Origin of the sequence: Streptomyces virginiae, assembly GCF_041432505.1 — a bacterium.
In the GTDB taxonomy this organism is placed as follows: domain Bacteria; phylum Actinomycetota; class Actinomycetes; order Streptomycetales; family Streptomycetaceae; genus Streptomyces; species Streptomyces virginiae_A.
In genome coordinates this window covers 583,719-605,252 of the sequence record NZ_CP107871.1, presented here as the reverse complement: position 1 = coordinate 605,252, position 21,534 = coordinate 583,719, and the positions used below count along the sequence as shown (strand labels likewise).

General features: G+C 72.9%; 18 protein-coding genes. 8 read left to right on the top strand and 10 right to left on the bottom strand.

Annotated features, from left to right (window positions below):
• Positions 1-419: 419 nt before the first annotated feature.
• The 4 genes from OG624_RS02790 (at position 420) to OG624_RS02775 (ending at position 6,911) form a co-directional block, all read left to right on the top strand.
• On the top strand, positions 420-2,099 hold the full coding sequence (locus tag OG624_RS02790) for a HEAT repeat domain-containing protein (protein ID WP_371639000.1): 1,680 nt from the start codon (positions 420-422) through the stop codon (positions 2,097-2,099).
• Between the two features lie 574 nt (positions 2,100-2,673).
• A complete protein-coding gene (locus OG624_RS02785) occupies positions 2,674-4,065 on the top strand; it encodes an MFS transporter (RefSeq protein ID WP_161296199.1) in 1,392 nt (463 codons plus the stop codon).
• A gap of 73 nt (positions 4,066-4,138) precedes the next feature.
• Positions 4,139-6,130 carry a helix-turn-helix domain-containing protein gene (locus OG624_RS02780; protein WP_371638999.1) on the top strand — a complete coding sequence of 664 codons (1,992 nt, stop codon included), beginning with the start codon at positions 4,139-4,141 and terminating at the stop codon, positions 6,128-6,130.
• Positions 6,131-6,167: 37 nt separating this feature from the next.
• A complete protein-coding gene (locus OG624_RS02775) occupies positions 6,168-6,911 on the top strand; it encodes an SOS response-associated peptidase (RefSeq protein ID WP_033225184.1) in 744 nt (247 codons plus the stop codon).
• 30 nt (positions 6,912-6,941) lie between these two features.
• On the opposite strand, the gene OG624_RS02770 is transcribed toward OG624_RS02775, so the two are convergent.
• On the bottom strand, positions 6,942-7,460 hold the full coding sequence (locus OG624_RS02770) for an NUDIX domain-containing protein (RefSeq protein ID WP_244290982.1): 519 nt from the start codon (positions 7,458-7,460) through the stop codon (positions 6,942-6,944).
• Positions 7,461-7,705: 245 nt separating this feature from the next.
• Here OG624_RS02770 and OG624_RS02765 point away from each other — a divergent pair, with 245 nt between their 5' ends.
• From OG624_RS02765 to OG624_RS02755, 3 genes are read left to right on the top strand one after another with little or no spacing between them, the layout of a single operon-like run.
• A complete protein-coding gene (locus OG624_RS02765) occupies positions 7,706-8,134 on the top strand; it encodes a hypothetical protein (protein ID WP_208869423.1) in 429 nt (142 codons plus the stop codon).
• Positions 8,128-8,361, top strand: coding sequence for a helix-turn-helix transcriptional regulator (locus tag OG624_RS02760; RefSeq protein ID WP_442759679.1), 234 nt, complete (start codon positions 8,128-8,130; stop codon positions 8,359-8,361). Before OG624_RS02765 ends, OG624_RS02760 begins: the two co-directional genes overlap by 7 nt.
• On the top strand, positions 8,358-9,326 hold the full coding sequence (locus tag OG624_RS02755; RefSeq protein WP_033225189.1) for an NAD(P)-dependent alcohol dehydrogenase: 969 nt from the start codon (positions 8,358-8,360) through the stop codon (positions 9,324-9,326). Before OG624_RS02760 ends, OG624_RS02755 begins: the two co-directional genes overlap by 4 nt.
• Here OG624_RS02755 and OG624_RS02750 read toward each other — a convergent pair.
• Positions 9,321-10,229 (bottom strand): endonuclease/exonuclease/phosphatase family protein, encoded by a 909-nt coding sequence (locus OG624_RS02750; RefSeq protein ID WP_106971522.1) that lies wholly within the window; start codon positions 10,227-10,229, stop codon positions 9,321-9,323. The two genes, OG624_RS02755 and OG624_RS02750, sit on opposite strands and share 6 nt — an antisense overlap.
• Positions 10,230-10,478: 249 nt before the next feature.
• Between OG624_RS02750 and OG624_RS02745 the strand changes: the two genes are divergently transcribed.
• Positions 10,479-11,408 (top strand): ATP-grasp domain-containing protein, encoded by a 930-nt coding sequence (locus OG624_RS02745; protein WP_051763777.1) that lies wholly within the window; start codon positions 10,479-10,481, stop codon positions 11,406-11,408.
• On the opposite strand, the gene OG624_RS02740 is transcribed toward OG624_RS02745, so the two are convergent.
• The 8 genes from OG624_RS02740 to fusA form a co-directional block, all read right to left on the bottom strand.
• Positions 11,405-12,034 carry a hypothetical protein gene (locus OG624_RS02740; RefSeq protein ID WP_033225191.1) on the bottom strand — a complete coding sequence of 210 codons (630 nt, stop codon included), beginning with the start codon at positions 12,032-12,034 and terminating at the stop codon, positions 11,405-11,407. The two genes, OG624_RS02745 and OG624_RS02740, sit on opposite strands and share 4 nt — an antisense overlap.
• Before the next feature lie 116 nt (positions 12,035-12,150).
• The gene (locus tag OG624_RS02735) at positions 12,151-14,220 is read right to left on the bottom strand and encodes an RICIN domain-containing protein (RefSeq protein ID WP_371638998.1); all 2,070 of its coding nucleotides are present in this window, start codon (positions 14,218-14,220) and stop codon (positions 12,151-12,153) included.
• A 530-nt stretch (positions 14,221-14,750) separates the two neighbouring features.
• The gene (locus OG624_RS02730) at positions 14,751-15,956 is read right to left on the bottom strand and encodes an NAD(P)/FAD-dependent oxidoreductase (RefSeq protein WP_371638997.1); all 1,206 of its coding nucleotides are present in this window, start codon (positions 15,954-15,956) and stop codon (positions 14,751-14,753) included.
• Between the two features lie 149 nt (positions 15,957-16,105).
• Positions 16,106-17,002: a sigma-70 family RNA polymerase sigma factor gene (locus OG624_RS02725; RefSeq protein ID WP_033225196.1), complete on the bottom strand. Its 897-nt coding sequence runs from the start codon at positions 17,000-17,002 to the stop codon at positions 16,106-16,108.
• A gap of 122 nt (positions 17,003-17,124) precedes the next feature.
• Positions 17,125-17,310: a hypothetical protein gene (locus tag OG624_RS02720; RefSeq protein WP_371638996.1), complete on the bottom strand. Its 186-nt coding sequence runs from the start codon at positions 17,308-17,310 to the stop codon at positions 17,125-17,127.
• 90 nt (positions 17,311-17,400) lie between these two features.
• Positions 17,401-18,210, bottom strand: a complete 810-nt coding sequence (locus tag OG624_RS02715; protein ID WP_078909642.1) for a polysaccharide deacetylase family protein — start codon at positions 18,208-18,210, stop codon at positions 17,401-17,403.
• A gap of 302 nt (positions 18,211-18,512) precedes the next feature.
• The gene (locus OG624_RS02710; protein ID WP_371640822.1) at positions 18,513-19,055 is read right to left on the bottom strand and encodes an FABP family protein; all 543 of its coding nucleotides are present in this window, start codon (positions 19,053-19,055) and stop codon (positions 18,513-18,515) included.
• 107 nt (positions 19,056-19,162) lie between these two features.
• Positions 19,163-21,238, bottom strand: a complete 2,076-nt coding sequence (fusA, locus tag OG624_RS02705) for an elongation factor G (protein ID WP_371638995.1) — start codon at positions 21,236-21,238, stop codon at positions 19,163-19,165.
• Between the last annotated feature and the right edge of the window lie 296 nt (positions 21,239-21,534).

The following is a 21,534-nucleotide window of genomic DNA, read 5'->3' as shown; positions in this document are numbered from 1 at the left end:
AGCCACCGGAGGGCGAGCCTGGCCACGCCGACCCTCCGAGGTCAGCCCGACACACAGTCGATGAGGTGGGGGCAGGGTAGGGCAGGGGGTAGGACCAGCCGTCGAGGCCTGAAAGGGCGAGCAGCCCGCATGCGGCAGCTCCGAGGAGCCGGAGGTCTCGATGTTCTCGCCGTCGATCTGGCCCGCCTGGCCAAGACGCCTCCTGGAAGGAGGGCCCGCGCCCGGCAGGGAGCGGGGCAGGGGCGCTGACAGGGCGTCCGGCCCCTGGCCGTGTCGCGCCGTTCCACACCGGAGCCCCGTCGTCGAATCCGGCGCAGACAGACGTCTCGGAAAACCGCGGCATGTGTATCGAGCCCGCCCCCAAGACGCCGCTTCGTCTGCCTCGACCGCTGCCCCCGTTCGTGGCCGATACTTCTCGCATGGGGGATCACGACACCGTCCTGGTACGACTCCGCGCCGCTCTGCGCGCCGACGACCCGTGGACCGCGCTGTACGCGCTGCACTTGCTGAACACCGACCGGCCCGGCCCTCTCGCCGGGGCAGTCGAGGAACTGTACCGGTCGGATGCGGACCAGAGGGCCTTCCGCCCCTACCTCAGCTGGCTCCTGCGGAGTCTCGGCGAGCCGGGCGAAGCGGTGCTGCTGCGGCTGCTGGCCGCGCCCGGGCTCGCTGCCGACGACCGCCAGGGCCTCCTGAGGACCGCTGTGGTGCACGGGCTGCGACTGCCCGCCGAGCTCCTGCGTACCTACGCGCAGGACGCCCCTGCATCCGGTGGGGGCAATGCCGGCACCGGCGGCTCGCCCGCCCCCGAGCTCGTCGACGCCATGGGGCTCTCCGGCGACCCGTCCTTCGCGCCGCTCCTCGGCGCCCTCCTGGAGGACCCCGCGGCCCCGCGCGGCCGTGCCGCGCTCGCGCTGGGCCGCCTCGGTGCCCGCGCGTGGACGGCGCCGATCGCCGGGCGGCTGTCCGAGGTGACCGGACTCGACCACACCGCGTTCACCGTCGCCCTGGAGCTGATGGGCGATCCCGCCGCAGTACCGCACCTGCTTCGATGGCTGGCCGAGAGCGGCGAGGAACGCGTGTACGACGTCCACCACGCACTCGTACGGCTCACCGGCCGCGACCCGCTCTTGCCGGAGCGGGCAGGCGGCACGGCGTACGCGGCGGCCGTGCGCGCCGCCTGGGCCGACGGCCGCACCGAGCGCGCACCCGCAGTGGTGCGGGACCTCGTCGTCGAGTCCGGCGCGCGGGCCCGGTTCTCCATCGACGAGGGCGCGGGCCGGATCCGGATCGCCTTCGACCCGCCGTCGCCCGGCTCCTCCTGGCCGCGCTGGGACCGGTCCCTGACGTTCGACCGGAAACCGCTGTACGGGGTCGGCTCGTTGTGCGACACCTGCGAGCTGGGCCTGACCCTGCTGGGCTGGCCGGACGGCGAGCCGGCCCGGATCGCGGCCCGCATGCGCGGGCGGCTGGCTGACCTGGATCGGCTCGACACCGCGCTGCTCGCCGAATGGAGCCCCGTACTCGGCGAGTTGGAGACCGGTCACTACCGAGCCCTCCTCCTCGATCTCCCCCTGGAGCGGGTGGCCGAGCCGGCCCGGTCGTGGTGGTACCGCCGTGCGGCCGCCAGGGCGGAGGCGGACGGCGAGGACGGCGACCGCCCCGAGTACGACCGTCCCGAGGACTACTGGCCCGGCGTCGCGCACTTCCAGCTCACCGCGCCCGTTCCGGGAGGCCGGGTGCCGTTCACGTACGGGGCCCTCCTGCCCTCGCAGCCGCCGGAAGCGCTCGACCCGGCGGCCGTCGCCCGGCACGCGGCCGCCGTAGCGGCGGGGGAGCGGCCCGCCGCGGTGGTCCTCGGCTGGATCGACGACCGGTATGTGGAGGCCCAGCACGAGGAGCGGTGGCTGGTCGGCACGATCCTGGACGGTCATCACCGGCTCGCCGCGTACGCGGCCGCAGGCGTGCCGGCCCGGGTGCTCCTGCTCGCCCGCGTGGGCGAGGGAAGTGGCGCGGACGGCGGCCTGGAGGGGCTGGCGGAGGTGGCCGCGGTGTACGGCTGCGCAGCAGGCGGGCCGGAAGCGGGTGAGGTCCCGTAGCCATCCGGCCGCCGACCAGCCGTTGGCTGCCTCACCCGCCGGTCGGCGTTGAAGGACATCTACACCGGTGGCGCTCTCGTGTGTCGTCGGGTACGTGGTCTACCGCCGCACGCAAAGCCATCAGCACACCTCCTTGACGGGCCGGCCCGGTCGCGGAGACATGGTGGCCGCCCTGACGGCCGGCGCGGCCACATTGCTGATCCTGGCCTTCTTGTTCGGTCTGGGGACGGCATCCGCAGAGCCGTCACCCGGGCACTGACGGAGCAGCGTTGACCGCGTGGCTCGGATGACGCCGGATCAGCAGGCGGGGAACGGGCGGGGGAGCGCGGCCGGGCCGCGTCACCGGTAAGGCCACTTCCGGTCCACCCCATGACGCGCGCGGTTTCGTGGGCGCGGCCTTCACCTCTTGGACCGCATGAAGACCGCACCGGGCAGGGTGTCCAAGGCGGCGATGTGGTGGTTGGGTACACAAGGTGGTGCCTGAATGTGATGTCCCGCCACATACGCTGCCGACCTGCGGGCTTCTACGGTGTGGCCACACCAAACGTCGCCGCAGACCCCGGAAGTGGTGCACATGACCTCCCCCGCAACAGCCGCACCATCAGCAACCGGAATCCGCAGGATCGTTGCCGCGAGCCTCATCGGGACCACCATCGAGTGGTACGACTTCTTCCTCTACGGGTCGGCCGCCGCACTCGTCTTCAACGAGCTGTTCTTCCCCGGCAGCGAGCCCCTCGTCGGCACCCTCCTCGCGTTCCTGACCTATGCGATCGGCTTCGCGGCCCGCCCGCTCGGTGGGCTGGTCTTCGGCCACTACGGGGACAGGATCGGGCGGAAGCGGCTGCTCGTCCTCAGCCTGCTCCTCATGGGCGGCGCCACCTTCGCCATGGGCCTGCTCCCCACCCACGCGAGCATCGGCGTCGGTGCCCCGATCCTCCTCACCCTCCTGCGCCTGGTCCAAGGGTTCGCGCTCGGCGGCGAGTGGGGCGGGGCGGTACTGCTGGTCTCCGAGCACGGGGACGACGCGAGGCGCGGCTTCTGGGCCTCCTGGCCGCAGGCCGGCGCGCCCGGAGGCAATCTGCTGGCCACCGGGGTGCTGGCCGTCCTGGCCGCCGTACAGTCCGACGCGGCCTTCCTCGCCTGGGGCTGGCGGATCCCCTTCCTGCTCTCCGGGGTGCTGGTGATGATCGGCCTGTGGATCCGGGTGTCGGTCTCGGAGTCCCCGGTCTTCCTGGAGGCGCAGGCCAGAGCCGCGGAGCAGGCCGCCGCCGGGGCCAAGGCCAAGCCGCCCGTCGCCGAGGTGTTCCGGACGAACTGGCGCGGGGTCCTGACCGCGATCGGCACCCGCCTCGGCGAGAACATCTCGTACTACGTCATCACCGCCTTCCTCCTCGTCTACGTCACCAGCCACCTCGGGCTGCCCAAGAGCGACGGCCTGAACGCCGTACTCATCGGCTCCGCCGTCCACTTCGTGGCCATCCCGGCCTGGGGCGCGCTGTCCGACCGGATCGGGCGCCGCGTCGTCACCCTCATCGGCTCGGTGGGCATGATCGGCTGGGCCTTCGCGTTCTTCGCGCTGCTCGACTCCAAGTCCTTCCCGGTGATCGCCACGGCCGTGACCGTCGGGCTGCTCCTGCACGGCGCGATGTACGGACCGCAGGCGGCCTTCATCTCCGAGATGTTCGCCACCGAAGTCCGTTACTCCGGCGCCTCGATGGGTTCCCAGCTGGCCTCCATCATCGGTGGCGCGCTCGCCCCGATCATCGCCGTGGCCCTGCTGCGCGACTACGACTCGTCCCTGCCCGTCTCGATCTACCTCGCCGCGGCGGTCGCGGTCACCACGCTGACGGTCCTGGTGGCCAAGGAGACCCGCGGGCGTAGCCTGACCCGGGAACACAGGCCGGTACGGGCCCCGGTCCCGGCCACCCGTCGGGCCGGGCACGATGCGGTGCCGGCCGACAACTGACCTTCCGGACGTGGGCGGCGCCGGCTCGAACGGCGCCGCCCACACCGGCGTCGAGCAGCACGGAGAGCACCCGATGCCCACCACCGAAGACAGCGGGACCCGCGGGACCGGCGAGCTCACCGGCACGGGCGCCCGTACCGGCACCGGCGCGCTGTCGCGGCTGCGCACCCTCCTGGAGCTGCTGGACCAGGGCGCGCCCGTCGAGGCCTTCCAGGACCCCGAACTCTCCGACACGGACTCGGACGTGGACGCGGCGGTGGTCGCGGACGCGACCCGCGTCGCGCTCCGCATCCGGCGCACCCTCGGCCAGCACCGCCGCCGCGAAGCCGAGCTCGCCGCCCTCTTCGACACCGCCGGCGACCTCGCCCGGCTGCGCGAGCCGGACGCCGTGCTGAAGGCCATCGTCCACCGGGCCAAGCTGCTCCTCGGCACGGACGTGACGTACCTGTCCCTCAACGACGAGGAGGCGGGTGACACGTACATGCGGGTGACGGACGGCTCGGTCTCCGCCGCGTTCCAGCGGGTGCGTCTGGGGATGGGGGAGGGGCTGGGCGGACTGGTGGCCGAGACCGCCCGCCCGTACTCCACCGGCGACTACCGCGACGACCGGCGTTTCCGGCACACCACGACCATCGACACCGCCGTCACCGAGGAGGGCCTGCGCGCCATCCTCGGCGTACCGCTACGGCTGGGCACCCGGGTGATCGGCGTCCTCTACGCGGCCGACCGCACCGCCCGTACCTTCACACCCGACGAGGTCGCCCTGCTGTCCTCGCTCGCCGACCACGCCGCCATCGCGATCGACGGCGCCCGCCTGCTGGACGAGACGCGCACCGCACTCGTCGAACTCAACGCGGCCTCGCGCACCATCGAGGCGCACAACGAGGCCATGCGCCGCGCCGAGGACGCCCACGACCGACTCACCGACCTGGTGCTGCGCGGCGGCGACGTCACCGACGTGGCCACCGCCATCGGCACCGTCCTTCAGGGCGGCACCCTCGTCCACGACGCCGAAGGGGCCGAACTCGCCCGGGCGGGTACCGACCCGCGGCCCCCGTCCGTCGAGGCCGTCACCGCGTCGCGGACCGGCGGACGCGCCGTCTTCGTCCACGGAACGTGGGTGTGCGCGGTCCTAGCAGGTCAGGAACTGCTCGGCAGCATCGCCCTGACCGGCCGCGCCGACCTCGACGACGCCGACCGTCGGCTGTTCGAACGCGCCAGCCTGGTCACCGCCCTGCTGCTGCTCCTGCGCCGCTCGGTCGCCGAGACCGAGGACCGGATCCGGGGCGAACTCCTGGGCGACCTCCTCACCCGGGCCGCCGACCCGGCCGGCCTGTCGGCGCGCGCCCGCCGGCTCGGCGTCGACCTGGGCCGGCCGCACGCGGTGTTCGTCCTGCACAGCACGGCCGTGCCCCGGGCCCGCCTCCTGGCCGCCGCCGCCCGTATCGCCCAGGCCCGGAAGGGACTCGCCGGGCCGCACCACGAGGACGTCGTCCTCGTCTGCGCCGCCGAGGCCCCCGGCGCCGGCGGCGGCCCCGGACCCGGCCCCGGACCCGCCGCCGCCGGCCTCGCGGGCGAGCTGCGCCAGGCCCTCGCCGCTCCCGTCACCGTCGGAGCCGCCGGTCCGGTCACCGGTCCCGCGCAGTTCGCCGACGCCTACGCCGAGGCCCGCCGCTGCCGGACCGCACTGCGCGCCCTGGGCCGCGAAGGCACCGGCGCCGCCCTCCACGACCTGGGCTTCCTCGGCGTGCTGCTCGGCGACCAGACGGATCTGGGCGGCTACGTACGGCAGACGCTCGGCCCCGTGCTCGCGTACGACACGAAGCGCGGCACCGACCTCACCCACACCCTGCGGGCCTACTTCGACGCGGGCGCCAGCCGGTCCCGAGCCGCCGAGGCCCTCCACGTGCACGTCAACACCGTCGTACAGCGCCTGGAGCGCATCGGCAGCCTGCTCGGCCGGGACTGGCAGTGCCCGGAGCGGGCACTGGAGCTCCAACTCGCGCTGCGGATCCATCAGGTGAACCGCCACGACGGGCCGGACCCGGGAGACTTCGCGGCGTAGCCTGCGCCGGCCCGGTCCAGCCGGCAGGGTGGACACCATGTGCGGCCGTTACGCTTCCACCCGCAGTCCCGAGGACCTGTCCGGCCTGTTCCAGGCCATGCCCCCGGATCCGGTGCACGTGCTGGAGCCGAGCTGGAACGTCGCCCCCACGGACGCCGTGTGGGCGGTGCTGGAGCGCGCGGACCGGGAGAGCGGGGTACTGGAGCGGCAGCTGCGCCCCTTGCGCTGGGGGCTGGTGCCCTCGTGGTCCAAGAGCCTGTCCGGCGGCGCGAAGATGATCAATGCGCGGGTGGAGACGGTGCACGAGAAGCCCGCCTACCGGCGTGCCTTCGCCAAGCGCCGGTGCCTGTTGCCCGCCGACGGGTTCTACGAGTGGGAGCCGGTCCCCGCCGCCGGTTCCGTGAAGGCCTACAAGCAGCCGTACTTCATCCGCCCCGAGGACGGCGAGGTGATGGCGATGGCCGGGCTGTACGAGTTCTGGCGCGACCCCGCCGTCACCGACGACGACGATCCGGCGGCCTGGTGGGCGACCTGCACGATCATCACCACCGAGGCCACCGACGCGGCCGGCCGGGTCCACCCCCGGATGCCGCTGGCCCTCGCCCCGGCGGACTACGAGGCCTGGCTCGACCCGTCCCACCAAGACCCGGACGCGCTGCGCGCCCTGCTGGCCGCTCCCGCGGGCGGCAGGCTCGACGTCCGCGCCGTGTCGACCGCGGTCAACAACGTGCGCAACAACGGCCCCGAACTCCTCGAAGCGCCCCCCGCTCCGGGGCGCTGAGGAGCATCTCCCGGTGCGGTGACCGGGCGATCAGGTTCGCGCGGTCCGGAACGTGAGATACCGGCTGATGGCTTCGTGACTGTCCGGGGTGAAGCCCCACTCCAGCAGGGCCGACCGCAGGTCCGGCTCGGTCAGCCAGCCGTGCCAGGCGACCTCATCGGGATCGGGGACCACGGCATCCGCATCCGGCATCACGACTTCGTGGACGCCGAGCCAGTGAGGGCTCATACCGCTGCGGTTGAGGAACGTGAACAGCAGGCGCGGCAGCACACGCATCCCCAGCTCTTCGGCCAGCTCCCGCGAAGCGGCCTGCTCGTAGGACTCACCCACAGCCACGGCACCGCCGACCACGACCTCGTGGAGCCCGGGGAAGCGCCACAACCGCTCCGCCCGGCGGTGGACGAGGAACCGCCCACGCTCGTCACGGCACACCGTCACGGCGACCCGGTGCAGCCGGCCCTCCCGGACGGCCTGCCGGCGACCGACCACCACCCCCAGCACCCGATCCTGTTCGTCGACACGCTCCACCCATTCATCCACGCCGCACACCTTGGCAGAGCCCACTGACAACGCCGCTTCCCGGCGCCGAGGGTACTCGGGCCCGACCGAGCCACCGACATCCAAGCCGGCGAACGTACGCGGTCACAACGCCCGCACCGGCTTCCACGGCCCCGGGCCGCCGCCGTTGCTGCGGAGGCGCGTGGTCCGCCGCCCGGAGAGGTAAAGAAAGATTGACACCGTGTCCTGATTCCTTGACACTGTCGATGTCTGGTTTTCTTTACATGGGAGTGGCCGTGGCAGTCGAGGAGAAACGCGCGTGGATCATGATCGTGGTCACCGTCGCGTCGTACGGGGCGTACCTGGCCGTGGTTCTCGGGCGGTCCGGGAGCGAGCCGCTGGCCCAGCAGCCTTACGCGGCCGCCCTGTTGTGGACCGTCGGCGCGGCGATCGTCGCCTCGATCGTGCTCCACATCACCGTGTCCCTGTTCTCGTCCGAGGAGGACAAGGTCAAGGACCAGCGTGACCGGGAGATCCACCGGTTCGGTGACCACATCGGCCAGTCGTTCGTCGCGATCGGCGCCGTGACCGGGATGCTGCTGGCGATGGCCGAGGCGGACCAGTTCTGGATCGCCAACGCGATCTACCTGGCGTTCGTCCTGTCGGCGCTCCTCGGCTCCATGGCGAAGATCTCCTCCTACCGGATGGGCTTCCACCCGTGGTGAGGTCCACCCGGGTCACCAACAGCATCCGGGCCCTGCGCTTCGCCAACGGCGAGATGACCCAGGCCGAGCTGGCCCGCCGGATCGGCGTGACCCGTCAGACCGTCATCGCCATCGAGCAGGGCCGCTACTCGCCTTCCCTGGAGAAGGCCTTCGAGATCGCCCGCGTGTTCGCGGTACCGCTCGACACCGTGTTCCAGTACACCTCCACCGAAGGAGACGACTCATGAAGGCCATCGTCCAGGACGTCTACGGACCGCCCGAGGTCCTGCGCATGGAGGAGATGGAGCGCCCGGTCCCGGGCCGGCGCGAGGTCCTCGTACGCGTACGTGCCGCCGGCGTCGACCAAGGCGTCTGGCACCTCATGGCGGGCCTGCCCTACGCGGTCCGCGCCGTGTCCGGCCTGCGGACCCCCCGGTCCCGCGTCCGCGGCATGGACGTCGCGGGGGTGGTCGAAGCGGTCGGCCCGGACGTCACCCGCTTCCGGCCGGGCGACGAGGTGTACGGCAACTGCTCGGGGTCGTTCGCCGAATACGCCTGCGCCAAGGAGGGCTCCCTCGCGCCCAAGCCGGCCGGCCTCAGTTTCGAACAGGCCGCGGCGGTCCCCGTCTCTGCCTGCACCGCGCTGGGCGCCGTACGCGACAGCGGACAGGTCAAGGCCGGTCAACGCGTCCTCGTGCTCGGAGCCTCGGGCGGGGTCGGCAGCTTCGCCGTACAGGTGGCCAAGGCCTACGGCGCCCACGTCACCGGAGTGTGCAGCACCACCAAGACCGACCTGGTCCGCTCCCTCGGCGCCGACGAGGTCCTCGACTACACGCGGCAGGACCCCGTCGACGGCACCCACCGCTACGACGTCATCCTCGACATCGCCGGCAACCGGCCCATATCCCGGCTGCGCCGCGCCCTCACCCCGCGCGGAACCCTCGCCATCGTCGGCGGCGAGGGCGGCGGCAACTGGATCGGCGGCAACCAGCGCCAGCTGGGCGCGATGCTGCTGACGCCCTTCGTCGGCCACCGGCTACGCGCCCACGGCACCCTGGTGCGCAGCCGCGACCTCGAAGCCCTCACCGAACTCATCGAGGCCGGTTCGGTGACCCCCGCCGTCGACCGGATCTACCCGCTCGCCGAGGTGCCCGAGGCCATCCGCTACCTCCGGGACGGCCAGGTGCGCGGCAAGGTCGCCATCCGGCTATGACGCGTCCAGCCTGATGCGGGCGGCGACCGGCAGGTGGTCGCTGCCGGTCGCGGGCAACGTCCGGACCTCCAAGGCGGTCGCCGAACGGGTCAGGATCTGGTCGATCCGGGCGACGGGGAAGGCCGCCGGCCAGCTGAAGGCCGACCCCCGCCGCGGCGCACCCAACCGGGAGGTCAACGGGGCGAGACCCCGGTCGTCCACGGTGCCGTTGAGGTCACCCAGCAGGATCACCCGCTCCAGTTCCTCGGCGGCGACGGCCGCGCCCAGCAGCCGCGCGCTCTCGTCCCGCGGGCCCGAGCCGAAACCGCTCGCCCGCACACGCACCGAGGGCAGGTGCGCCACGTACACCGCGATGTCACCCTGCGGCGTACGGACACCGCAGCGCAGGCCGCGGTCCCAGCCCTCCCCGATGCCCGCGGGCCTGATGTCCACCCGACGGACGTCGGTGAGCGGATGCCGCGACCAGAGTCCGACCGTGCCCTGGACCGCGTGGTACGGGTACGCGGCCGCCAGCGCCCCCTCGTAGGCAGGCAGGGCCGAGGGGGTCAGCTCCTCCAGGGCGATGAGATCCGGCGCGGACCCGATCAGGGCACGCACCGTGCCCGTGGGGTCGGGGTTCTCGTCGCTCACATTGTGTTGGAGGACCGTGATGTCGTGCCCGCCGCGGTCCGCCGGCAGGAACAGCCCGCCGAAGAGGCCCGCCCACGCGGCGGCGGGCAGTACGACGGCCACCAGGGCCGTGGCCGAGCGGCGCACCAGCGCCGAGACGAGCAGGACCGGAACCGCGAGGCCGAGCCAGGGCAGGAACGCCTCCAGCGCACTGCCCGGTCGGCCCACCGCGTTCGGGACCGCGGAGTGGAACGCCAGCAGCGCGGCGCTCAGTACGGCGAGCGCCGCGAGCACCCGCCCGCGCGTCCAGGGCGTACGGCACCGGGCGTCGACGCCCGGGCGCCACCGGACGGTGCGTCGAGCGCGGCTCCCCACCACGGCCGGCACCACCACCGGAGCCCCACCTGTCTGCCTCGGACCGTCCTCCACCTCGGGTACGACGCATGATCGGGCGGCCGGGTTCCCGCGGCGGCGCGTGTGGAAGAGTGATCGTCCGGGGGCGGCCGCACCGGGCGGTCCGCGGAGCGAGGACGGGAGACCCGTATGGGTACGGCGAGGATCGCGGTCGTGACGAGCGAGGGCGGCGCCGATCAGGACGCGGATCTCCCGCTGATCCTGGCGACGTTGCGCGCGGCGGGCCTTTCCGCGCAGGCGGTGGCCTGGGACGCGAAAGACGCGCACTGGGACGGCTACGACCTCGCGGTCATCCGGTCGACCTGGGACTACGCGAACCGCCTGGCGGAGTTCCTGGCCTGGGCGGACGCGACGGCCGAGGTCACCCGGCTGTGGAATCCGGCGCCGCTGGTGCGCTGGAACAGCGACAAGCGGTATCTGCCGGAACTTGCCGCGCGCGGGGTCCCCGTCGTACCGACCAGGGTCGTCGACCCGGGCGATTCCTTCGATGCCGCGGACTTCGACGGGCCGCACGGGGTGGTGGTCAAGCCGGCCGTCTCCTCGGGCGCACGTGACACCGCGCGTTACGAGTCCGGCCGCCGGGCGGACGCCGAGCGGCACGCCCGGATGCTGCTCGACCAGGGCCGTACGGCGATCGTCCAGCCGTACCTGCCGCTGGTGGAGGAGGGGGAGCGGGCGCTGATCTTCTTCGGTGGCACCTTCAGCCACGCGATCCGCAAGCAGGCCCTGCTGACGGAGGCCGGGCTGATCGACAACTTCCGGGTGCCGCACCCCGGCGCGGCCCCCTACGAGCCGTCGGAGGCGGAGCTGCGTACGGCACGGGCGGCGCTGGCCGCCGTTCCGGCCCCCGGCGAGCTGCTGTTCGCCCGGGTGGACCTGACGTTGAACGGGGCCAGGGAACCCGTGGTCATGGAGCTGGAACTCATCGAGCCGAATCTGTTCCTGAGCATCAACCCGCACGGGCTGGAGCGCTTCGCCGAGGCCGTCACGGCCGCGGTGGCCGCGGGCCGCCAAGGCATGGCGCTCCAGCCACGACAAGATCCGAAAGAGTCGGCCTAGTTGAGACGGTCGAGCCGCACGCGCCGGCGGCGGCGGAGCAGGAGACCCACGGCCGCGCCGGCCACGGCGGTCACCGCCACGCCCGCCGTCGTCCACCAGAGGGCGTACCCGTCGGTGTCGGCGGCCGGTTCGGTGGTGCCCTGCGCCGACGAGGCGGCCGGGGCCGAGGCGGACGACGACACCGGCGCGGCGGCCGACGGGACGGGAGCGGGCGCGGAGGCGACCGGGGTGGGGGTGACCGGAGCCGGGTCCACCACGGGTACGGCCACCTCGAGATCGCCGTGCCCCAGGGACGGGAAGCCCACGTCGACGCTGACCTTCCACGAACCCGGCGGCAACGCTTCGGCCGTGGTCCAGCCCGCGGGCGCCGCGGCGGTGTCGCGGACCAGGCGCCAGGGCCCCATGGTGCGCGAGCCGTCGACGCTGACCGCGTTCACGGTCGCGGCGACGGCCTCTTCGACGGCGTCCCCGTCGTTCTCCCAGGTGACGTCGGCGGTGACATGACCCTCCCGTTGCCCGGTCACCACCACCTTCACGGTGTCACCGTGGGCGTGGGCCGCGACGGGGAGCAGGAACATGAGGCCGAGTGCGGCCAGGGCGGCCGAGAAAACGATTCGTATGCGCATCGTCGGGGTGCTCCGGTCAAGATGAGGGGTGCCGGCGGACGGCCGCTCGGTGCGGCCGTCCGCCGGGGTGGATTCACGCCGTCAGGGCGTCAGGAAATGCTGCGCCGTGGCAGTGATCAGCCGGACTTCTGCAGGGTCCAGGCCTGCGTCGCGCGGCCGTCCGCACGCTGGAGGTCGAGCAGCCAGTACCCGTAGTAAGGGCGGTTGCTGACGGTGAGGGCGAAGCCGCCGCTCGCGTCCGTGACGGTCACCGCTCCACCGCGCGAGGTCAGCTTCCAGGCCTGGGCCTTGTTGCCGCCCGCGCAGGGCTGCTGGGAGACCCACATGCCCGCGGCGGGGGTTCCGCCCGGCTGGAGGCACTTGCCGGAGGCCGCGGACTTGATGCGCACCTGGCCGTTGCCCGCGTCGTCGAAGTACCACTGCTGCTGGGCGTAGCCGTTGGTGCGGCCACCCACGAGGACCGTGCCGTCGGCGGTGCGGCCGCCCCACACCTCGGCGGCCATGCCGGTGCTGCCGTTGCCGAGCACGTAGCGGGTGCCCGGGGTGGTCGCGCCGCCGCCCGCGCCCGTCGTACGGAAGGACGCGGCCTTGCCGGGTCCGCTGTCACGGCCGGCGCTGTCGCGGACCGAGACGGTCACCTTGTACGCCGTGTCGGGCTGCAGGTTGTAGATGCGCAGCACCTGGGACTGGACCCAGGTCAGGTGCTTGCCGTTGAGCTGCACCGCGTACCAGGAGGCGCCGTCGACCTTGGGCCAGCTCACGACGACGGAGTCGGACTGGATCTGGGCCGCCGTCACGGTCGGGCCGCCGGTGGGCTTCTTGGTCGGCGTCGGCGAGGGCTTCTTGGTCGGCGTCGGGGACGGGTTCGGACCGGGGTCCGTGCCGCCACCGCCGCCCTTGTTCTTCATCAGGAACTGGTTGTCCGCGATGTTCCAGTGCGTGGCCAGGTAGCTACCGGGCTTGGGACTGGTGTGGAAGTAGTCGTCGTGGTTGCAGTCGAGGATGTTCTCGGCCGCCTGGTTGGTGCAGATGTTGCGCATCTGCGGGTAGTACGGGGTGTCCGAGTAGCACATGACGTCGTACTCGTCCGTGCAGTGCGCGCCACGGCTGGTGTTCGGGGCGCTGTTGTTGACCGCGCCCAGGTTGTGGCCGAGTTCGTGCGCGGCGGTGTGACCGCCCCAGCAGCCGGAGTCGGTGCGCCCGTAGGAGGGACCGAAGTTGCTCTGGTTGGCCTGGCCGGGCCGCTCGTCGCCCGCGAAGGTACCGATGCCGCAGTAGACCTGGGTGTCGGCGAAGATCATGTACTTGCGGTCGCGACGGTCGAGGCCCTTGCCGGCGAGCGCGTTGTTCGTCGCGCTGAACTCGGCCAGCGCCGAGGTCGGGAGCTCGATGTTGAGCACGGTGGGAGTGCAGTCGGCGGCCGTCACATAGCGGATGTGACGTACCCCGCCGGTCTCCTTGGCGCTCGTCGAGTAGATGAGGTCGGCGTCGGCCGCCCACTTGCGGAACGAGGCGACGTACTCGGAGTAGCGGTCCTTGCCGGGGGCGTGGACGTAGACGACCTGCACGCGGTTGCCGGTGCTGCCGTCACCGTCGCACTGGACGGTCTGGCCGGCGGGGCCGGCGGCGACGTTCTGGTTGCCGGCCGCGGCCGCGGGTTCGGGTGCGGAGGCCTTGGTGGCCGTCGACGCGTCGGCCGCGGGCGCGTCCTGAGGACGCCCGCCGCCTTCCTTGCTGGCCGGGTCATCGGCCGCGGGGCGGGCCGGATCGGCTGCCGGAGCCGTCTCCTTGACCGCGGGCGGGATGTCCTTCGTGATGTCGACGCCCTTGGGCGGGGCGTCGGGGCCGTGGGTGCACAGCCCGGTGTCGGTGCGGTAGACACCCACGCACCGGTCGCCCTTCGGCGCGGCCTGGAGGCCGTCGTAGATCATGCCGCTCGCGGTCTCGTTCGCGGGCGCGGCGGCGATCGGCTCCGGCTCCTGGTCACGGGCCGGTGCGGCGGCCGGCGCCTCGGCGGCGGCCTCCACCACGGGCGCCGCGGCCTGGGCACCGTCGCCGATCCCTGAGTAGGCGATGCCTGCGGCTATCAGCCCCGCCGCTGCGGTGGCGGCGGTGACGAGTATCAACCGCCGCGGTTTGCGGCGGTGGTCGGCGGCGGCGGCAGGCCGTCTGCGACGTCCTGTCATGGGCACCTCAAATCGTTGTCGGAAGACTGGGTGCGCGGAAGCCTGCCAGACGAAAGCCGAGGAGAATTCGGACAAACGGGGGCGCGCCCCGAGAAATCATTCCGTTACCTGTCGGCAAGATTTGACGAACAATCAACTTGCAGCAGCGAAAGCCGAGTTACGCGCGTCGCACCCTAATGGTCCAGTCCTTCCCTGGCGGGTTGTTATCAAATCGAGATATGAACCGGAGGCTTGTTGACGGGAATTCAGTCAGGAATTCACCTAATTGCTACCTGCTGAATTCCCTCGGTCACGACCTGTGAGGTGCGGTGGTCGCGGAGCGCGCCGGAACGTGCCGGAGCGACGCCGAAGGCGGTTCGGGGTCCGCGAGTTCGACCGAAAGGTCCCCATCGGGCCGGCCGCGCGGGCGGTCGGCCCCACCCCACCGCGGGGTCGGTGGGGTCTTTGCCGCGAGAAGGGTCGGCTTCCGCCGCCATGTCCGGGGCGGTGCGAGGGCGTTCTCGCCGCCGGCCATGAGGTGGTGGGCGCGGTCAGGCCGACCGGTCGGCGGTGGCCGCCGCCTCGCCGCCCTCGGCCCGCAGTCGCTTTCCGCGTTGGTCCCCTCCCGAGACGCGGTGCAGGCCGTACGAACCGGGCTTGCCCGCCTCGTCCGTCAGGTGCTTGACGGTGCCCTTGCACACGAGCTCCTTGAGCTTCGCCCCCGGGCGGCCTGCGATGTGGAACCACAGCGCCACGTCGTTCTTGTGCGCGAACTGGAAGATGCCCGCCCGTCGGCCCAGGCTGATGCACTGCCCCGCGAACACCTGGTTGAGGGTCGAGGGCCGCTCGCCGTCGATCCGGCTGAGCACCGTGTCGGCGGCCCGCGCACCCAGCGGCATCGCGGCCTGGCAGCTCATCCGCAGCGGCAGGTCCGACGGCGCCGCCGAGTCGCCCGCCGCGACGACGCGGTCGTCGTCCACGCTCGTCAGCGTCTCGTCCGTGAGCAGGCGACCCACGGCGTCCGTGCTCAACCCGCTGCGCGCGGCCAGGTCCGGCACGCCGAAGCCGGCGGTCCAGACGGTCACCTCGCTCGCCACCTCCCGGCCGTCACCGAGCCGCACCGCGTCACGGGTCACCGCCGTCACCTTCGTCCCCGGACCGTCGAGCACGGTCACCCCGAGCTCGGCCATCCGGCCCGCGACCGAGCGGCGGCCCCGGGCGTGCAGGTAGGGGCCGAGCACGCCACCGCAGACCAAGGTCACGCGTCGGCCCTGTTCCGCGAGCTCGGCGGCGGTCTCGATGCCCGTCGGACCCGCCCCGACCACCGTCACCGCCGCCGTGGGGGCGGCCGCGTCGAGGACCGGCCGCAGCCGCTGGGTCTCCTCCAGGGTGGTGATCGGGTAGGCGAACTCGGCGGCCCCGGGCACGAGGAGGTCGGCGCTGCCGCTGCCCACCGCGTAGACCAGGTAGTCGTAGCCGACCGGGGTGCCGGTCCCCAACGTCACGCTGCGCTCGGCGGCGTCGATCCGCGTCACGGTGTCCACGACCAGGTGGACGCCCTCGGCGAGGACCTCCCGGAACTCGACGACCGCGTCATCGGTACCGGCGGCCAGCTGGTGCAGCCGGATCCGCTCGACGAAGGTCGCCCGCGGGTTGATCAGGGTCACCGTCACGCCGTCCCGCTGCGTCAGGCGGTTGGCCGCCATCACGCCCGCGTATCCTCCGCCGATCACGACCACATCCGTGTGCTGAGTCATGGTGTCTCGCTCCCTCGTTCCTTCGTTTCGAGCGGTTCGACATCAAGACACCGTGCGATCGCGAGATGTGACAGGGTGTGAGGCAGGTCACTCCAAGGGGGCGCGGGGCCGGTCGGGCCCCGGCCCCGTACGGCGTGCCTGCCGGTGGTTCAACCGCTCTCGACGACGCTCAGGTCGAGCCGAGCCAGGCGCTCGGGGTCGGTGAGGATGTCGAGTGCGGTGATCCGGCCGTCCCGGATGGTGAACGCCATGACCGACAACGCCCGGCCCTCCGCCATCGCGACCACCCCGGGAACCCCGTTGACCAGCGCCGCGTGCGCGGCCTCCGCGAACCGGGCGAAGGTGATCGCCTGGGAGGCGACCTCGGCCGCGCCGCGCCGCAGCAGCGTGGGGCGCAGCGTGCCACCGTCGGAGCGGGCCACCACATCCGGGTCGAGGACCGCGACGAGGGCGTCGAAGTCCCCGCCGCGCGAGGCGGCGAGGAAGGCGTCGACGATCGCCCGCAGGCGGGACCGGTCGGGGTCCGGAGCGGGCGCCGCGCCCTGCACGCGGCGGCGGGCCCGGCTCGCGAGCTGCCGGGTCGTGGCGGCGGAACGCCCGAGCACCGGGGCGATCTCGTCGAAGGGCACGGCGAACAGGTCGTGCAGGACGAACGACAGGCGCTCCGCGGGGGCGAGGGTGTCCAGGACGACCATCAGAGCGATGCCGACCGAGTCGGCCAGCAGGATCTCCTGCTCGGGATCGAGCCCGTCCGCCCGGCTGACGATCGGGTCGGGGATGCGGACCAGCCCGTCCTGGTCGTGCAGCGGATCCTCGCGCCGCGTGCCGCGCGAGCGCAGCATGTCCAGACACACCCGCCCGACCACGGTGGTCAGCCAGCCGCCCAGGTTCTCCACCGCGGCCGCGTCGGAGCGGTTCAGCTTGAGCCAGGCCTCCTGTACGGCGTCCTCCGCCTCGCTGAGCGAGCCCAGCATGCGGTAGGCCACCGCCCGCAGGTGCGAGCGGTGCTCCTCGAAGCGCTGCGCCAGAACTTCCTTCTCGCTCACCCGTCACATCCCCGTGTTCCGATCCGTCAGTGCCGAGTCGGACGATAACCGACCGTGCAACGGACGTCGCCGGTAGAAGAGTTGGGGAGCCGGAGCTACCTCTTCCGTCGCAGCGGCCATGCCTACGCCGTGGCGCCGGCGGCCTTCCTGAGGTGCCGGTGGAGGCGGCTGCGATCCGTGAAGAGCTCTGGGCGGTCCGACGTGATCAAGGCGCCGTCGATCGCCATGGCGGGGGTTCCCAGGACGGGTGACGTGCGGAGCACCTCGCCGGCGGCCTCGACGAAGTCCTGGTGCTTCGTCTCCAGCACGGCCGCGTCGAACTCCGGGCCGCCTGGTCGGCGGTCGGGGCGCGCACGGGCCGGCGGCCGAAGGCGGCCGCCCGCCTCATGGGCGTGCTGTCATCGGGTCCCCGGGGCGGCCACGAGGAACTGGCGCAGGTCGATGACCTCGTAGCCGTCGGCCACGGCGGCGTCGACGATCAGGGGAAGGGCTTCGGCGTCGAGGACGACGTCCGCGCCGTTGCTGCCGACGTGCATCTGGATGATCGCCCCGGGGGCGAAGGCATCGACGGCCCGTTCGACGGCCTTGTCCACGGTCATGCCGCCCTGCGGGCCGAGGTAGCCGTTCGTGTCGGCGCTGAACTCGATCGCCGCGTAACCCAGGTCGTTGACGTCGGCGATGGCGTCCGGGGTGGTGGAGCTGTAGGGGAAACGGAAGAACGGCAGGGGCTCGGTCCCGGCAGCCGCTCGGATGGCCTCGTCGGCGGCGCGTACCTCGTCCGCCCGCTCGGCCGTGCTCAGGTCGTCGAAGTAGGGGTGGCTGTACGAGTGGTTGCCGAGGCCGTGCCCCGCGTCGGCGATGGAACGCACCGCCGCGGGCCGGGCCTCGGCGAACTCACCGGTCGGGAAGAAGGTGGCGGGCAGCTTTCGCCGGCGCAGCTCGGCCAGCACCGTGTCGATCCCGGCGACGTCCCAGGCGGCGTTGAAGGTGAGGGCCAGCACCTTGCGGGAGGTGGGCAGTCGGCGGATCTCGTCGCCCAGCAGCGAAGCGGGCGGGCGAGGACCCGCGGCGACGGTGGCCCGGGCGGTGCGCGCCGACGCGGGCGCGGGCGCGGCCGCGACGGGGGAGGAGGGCGCGAACCCGCCGAGCCCCGCCGCCCCCGCGCACAGCAGGCCCGCCAGCGCGCGGCGTCGTTCCACATCCACCACGGTCACTCCCCACGCTCAGGGCCGTCGACTCCGGCCTGCCCCCGACTATGCGTCGGCGCGGGCCGCGGCACCCGCAGCCGTGCCGGGGCACCCGGGTGATCTCCCACAGCCCCGCCCGGGACCGATCCGGACGGGACGGCCTAGGGCCTGTCTTTCGGATCAGGGCGGATCAGCCCGCGGCGTCTGGTGCCGTGCAGCGCAAGGCCGAGGAGGGAGTCCATGCGGAGCATCGACGACCGACGAGAACGCGGCGAGGTGCGGTGCCAGGCGTCGCGGGCCCGGCATGATCCGAAAGACAGGCCCTAGGCGGGGCGCTGTCGCAGGTGCGTGGTGAGATGGTGCTGCAGGGGCTGTCCCACGGCGGCCATGTCGTGGACCACCGTCATCGCGCCGTTCTCGACCGTGTAGTGCCGCCGCGTGCCGGTGACCTCCTTGGCCAGCGGGGTCAGCGCCACGTCCTTGGTCTCGATCTCGACCTCCGTACCCGAGACGCGACCGACGTACGTCTCCACGATGCCGGTGGGATGGGCCAGCACGACCTCCAGGCCGGCGTCGGGAGTCACGCGCCACCACCCGGCCTCACGACCCGCCGGCCGCACCGGCGCCCCGGACGCGTCGATGAGCCAGGCGCGTGCCTCGTAGCGCAGGAAGGGGCGGCCGTCGTGGCTGAAGGTGATCTCCTGCTCGTAGCGGAAGTCCTTCTCGAGGGTCGGGTACTCGCCCTGCCCCCGGCCGTGCCAACGTCCCAGCAGGTGCAGGACGGGCCGCAGCAGCGGGTGCGGCTCGGGGCCCTCACCGAGGACGTGGCTGTCGGGGTAGGGATTTTCCTGCACCGGCTCGAACATGTTCACCTTGTCTGTCTACGAGTACCGCCGAACCCCGCAGCTTAGTGGCAGGGGCGCGCCCGCCCCGCCCCCGACGGACGGGGGCGGGGCGGGCGTTCACCCTGCGGTCACCGGGCCGGCAGGGCCGCCGCGACCGAGGCCGGAACCGGTGCGAGACCGGCCGGCCGGGTGGTGAAGGTGCCCCGGCCCTGCGTCCGGCCGCGCAGCCGGGACGCGTAGCCGAAGAGCTCGGCCAGCGGCACGGCCGCCGTGATCACCGCGGTCCCCGCCTCGGTGGTGGAAGCGGAGACCCGGCCGCGGCGGGCGGCGAGATCACCCAGAACGCCACCGACACCGTCCTGCGGAACCGTCACCGTGACCTCGACGAGCGGTTCCAGGAACTCCATCGTGCTCAGCCGCAGGGCCTCGCGCAGCCCGAACCGCCCCGCCGCGCGGAACGCCATCTCCGAGGAGTCCTTGGAGTGGGTCGCCCCGTCGGTGAGGGTGACCCGCAGCCCCGTCACCGGGAACCCGCCGAGCGGACCCTCGGCGAGCGCGTCCAGGCAGCCGGCCTCCACGGCGCGCGCGTACTCCTGCGGTACGCGTCCGCCGACGACCGTCGACCGGAACTCGAAGCACGGCTCCTCCAGCGGCTCGACGTCGAGGACGACGTGCGCGAACTGTCCCGCGCCACCGTCCTGTTTGACATGCCGGTGGACGAGGCCGCCGACCCCGCGCACGACGGTCTCCCGGTAGGAGACCTGCGGCCGGCCGACGACGACCTCCACCCCGTGGCCGCTGCGGATCTTCTCCACCGCCACCTCCAGGTGCAGCTCGCCCATCCCCGACAGCACGGTCTGGCCGCTCTCCGCGTCGGACCGCACCACCAGCGACGGGTCCTCCTCGGCGAGCCGGGCCAGCGCCGCCGAGAGCCGGCCCGTGTCGGTGCTCCGACGGGCCTCGACGGCGACCGACACCACCGGTTCGGCCACCGACGGCGGTTCCAGGACCAGCGCCGCGCCGGGCGCGCACAGGGTCGTGCCCGCCCGGGCGGTCTTCAGCCCGATCACCGCGACGATGTCACCGGCCACCGCCTCCTCCCGTTCCTCGTGCCGGTCGGCCTGGACCCGCAGGATCCGGCCGACCCGCTCCGTGCGGCCCGTCGCCGCGTCCACCACGGTCGCGCCCTTGCGCAGGGTGCCCGCGTAGACCCGTAGGTAGGTGAGCCGTCCGGTCGCCGTCGCCGTCACCTTGAAGGCGAGCGCCGTGAACGGCTCCGCCGGGTCGGGGGCGCGCTCCGCCTCCACACCGTCACCCACCAGCCCCCGTACCGGAGGCATGTCGGCGGGCGACGGCAGATAGGCGAGGACCGCGTCCAGCAGCGGCTCGATCCCACGGTTGCGGTACGCCGATCCGCACAGCACCACGACACCGTCCCCCCGCAGCGTCAGCTCCCGCAGGGCGCGCACCAGGGTGCGCTCCGTCAGGGCCGAGGCCGAGCAGAACTCCTCCAGGGCATCGGCGTGCAGCTCGGCCACCGTCTCCTCCAGGAGCCGGCGGCGCCGGGCCGCTTCCTCCCGCAGGGGCTCCGGGACCGGGCCCACCTGGTAGCCGTCGCCGTCGGCCCGCCAGTGCAGCGCGCGCATCGCCGGCAGGTCGACGACGCCGGAGAACGAGTCCTCCGCGCCGATGGGCAGCTGAACCACCAGGGGTACGACGCCCAGGCGCCGGCGGATCGACGCGACGGCGGTGTCGAGGTCGGCGCCCGCCCGGTCGAGCTTGTTGACGAACGCGATCCGCGGCACACCGTGCCGGTCGGCCTGTCGCCACACCGTCTCGCTCTGCGGCTCGACCCCGGCGACGGCGTCGAACACCGCGACGGCCCCGTCCAGCACCCGCAGGGATCGCTCGACCTCGTCGGAGAAGTCGACGTGCCCCGGGGTGTCGATCAGGTTGACGCGATGGCCGCCCCAGGCGCAGCTCACGGCCGCGGCGAAGATGGTGATGCCGCGATCGCGTTCCTGGGCGTCGTAGTCGGTGACGGTGGTGCCGTGATGGACCTCGCCCCGCTTGTGGATGGCACCGGTCGCGAACAGGATCCGTTCGGTGAGGGTGGTCTTGCCGGCGTCGACGTGGGCGAGGATGCCCAGGTTGCGGACGGCGGTGGGGGAAGAGGTGGGGAGGGTCTGCCTGTTGGCGCGCATGGCCCGAGGCCTTTCGAGTGTGCTGAGGAAGAGGGCGGCGCGATTCCCGGAGCCCGCTCCGGTCCTTGGTCCTGGTCCCCGGCCCTGCCGGCAGCCGGCGGTGGGCAGCGCGGGGCGGAGCCGCGTCGCCGTCCGGACCGGAAGGACTCCGGGCAGAAGGACGTACGGGCTCACGCGCTGACGCGCCGATACGCTCACGGGCGTGCGGAAGGCGGGAGGGGACGGACGGAACCCTAGAAGTGGGTCACGGGCATACGGTGACGGCCGCGCAGCCGGCACCGCGCGCTCCGAGACAC

Bases quoted from the DNA above. Each gene is read 5' to 3' on its own strand.
- OG624_RS02755 (WP_033225189.1), top strand. From the start codon at position 8,358: ATGAAGGCCATCGTCCAGGACGTCTACGGACCGCCCGAGGTCCTGCGC.
- OG624_RS02735 (WP_371638998.1), bottom strand. From the start codon at position 14,220: ATGACAGGACGTCGCAGACGGCCTGCCGCCGCCGCCGACCACCGCCGC.
- fusA (WP_371638995.1), bottom strand. From the start codon at position 21,238: ATGCGCGCCAACAGGCAGACCCTCCCCACCTCTTCCCCCACCGCCGTC.
- OG624_RS02730 (WP_371638997.1), bottom strand. From the start codon at position 15,956: ATGACTCAGCACACGGATGTGGTCGTGATCGGCGGAGGATACGCGGGC.
- OG624_RS02745 (WP_051763777.1), top strand. From the start codon at position 10,479: ATGGGTACGGCGAGGATCGCGGTCGTGACGAGCGAGGGCGGCGCCGAT.
- OG624_RS02785 (WP_161296199.1), top strand. From the start codon at position 2,674: ATGACCTCCCCCGCAACAGCCGCACCATCAGCAACCGGAATCCGCAGG.
- OG624_RS02740 (WP_033225191.1), bottom strand. From the start codon at position 12,034: ATGCGCATACGAATCGTTTTCTCGGCCGCCCTGGCCGCACTCGGCCTC.
- OG624_RS02780 (WP_371638999.1), top strand. From the start codon at position 4,139: ATGCCCACCACCGAAGACAGCGGGACCCGCGGGACCGGCGAGCTCACC.
- OG624_RS02710 (WP_371640822.1), bottom strand. From the start codon at position 19,055: ATGTTCGAGCCGGTGCAGGAAAATCCCTACCCCGACAGCCACGTCCTC.
- OG624_RS02775 (WP_033225184.1), top strand. From the start codon at position 6,168: ATGTGCGGCCGTTACGCTTCCACCCGCAGTCCCGAGGACCTGTCCGGC.
- OG624_RS02790 (WP_371639000.1), top strand. From the start codon at position 420: ATGGGGGATCACGACACCGTCCTGGTACGACTCCGCGCCGCTCTGCGC.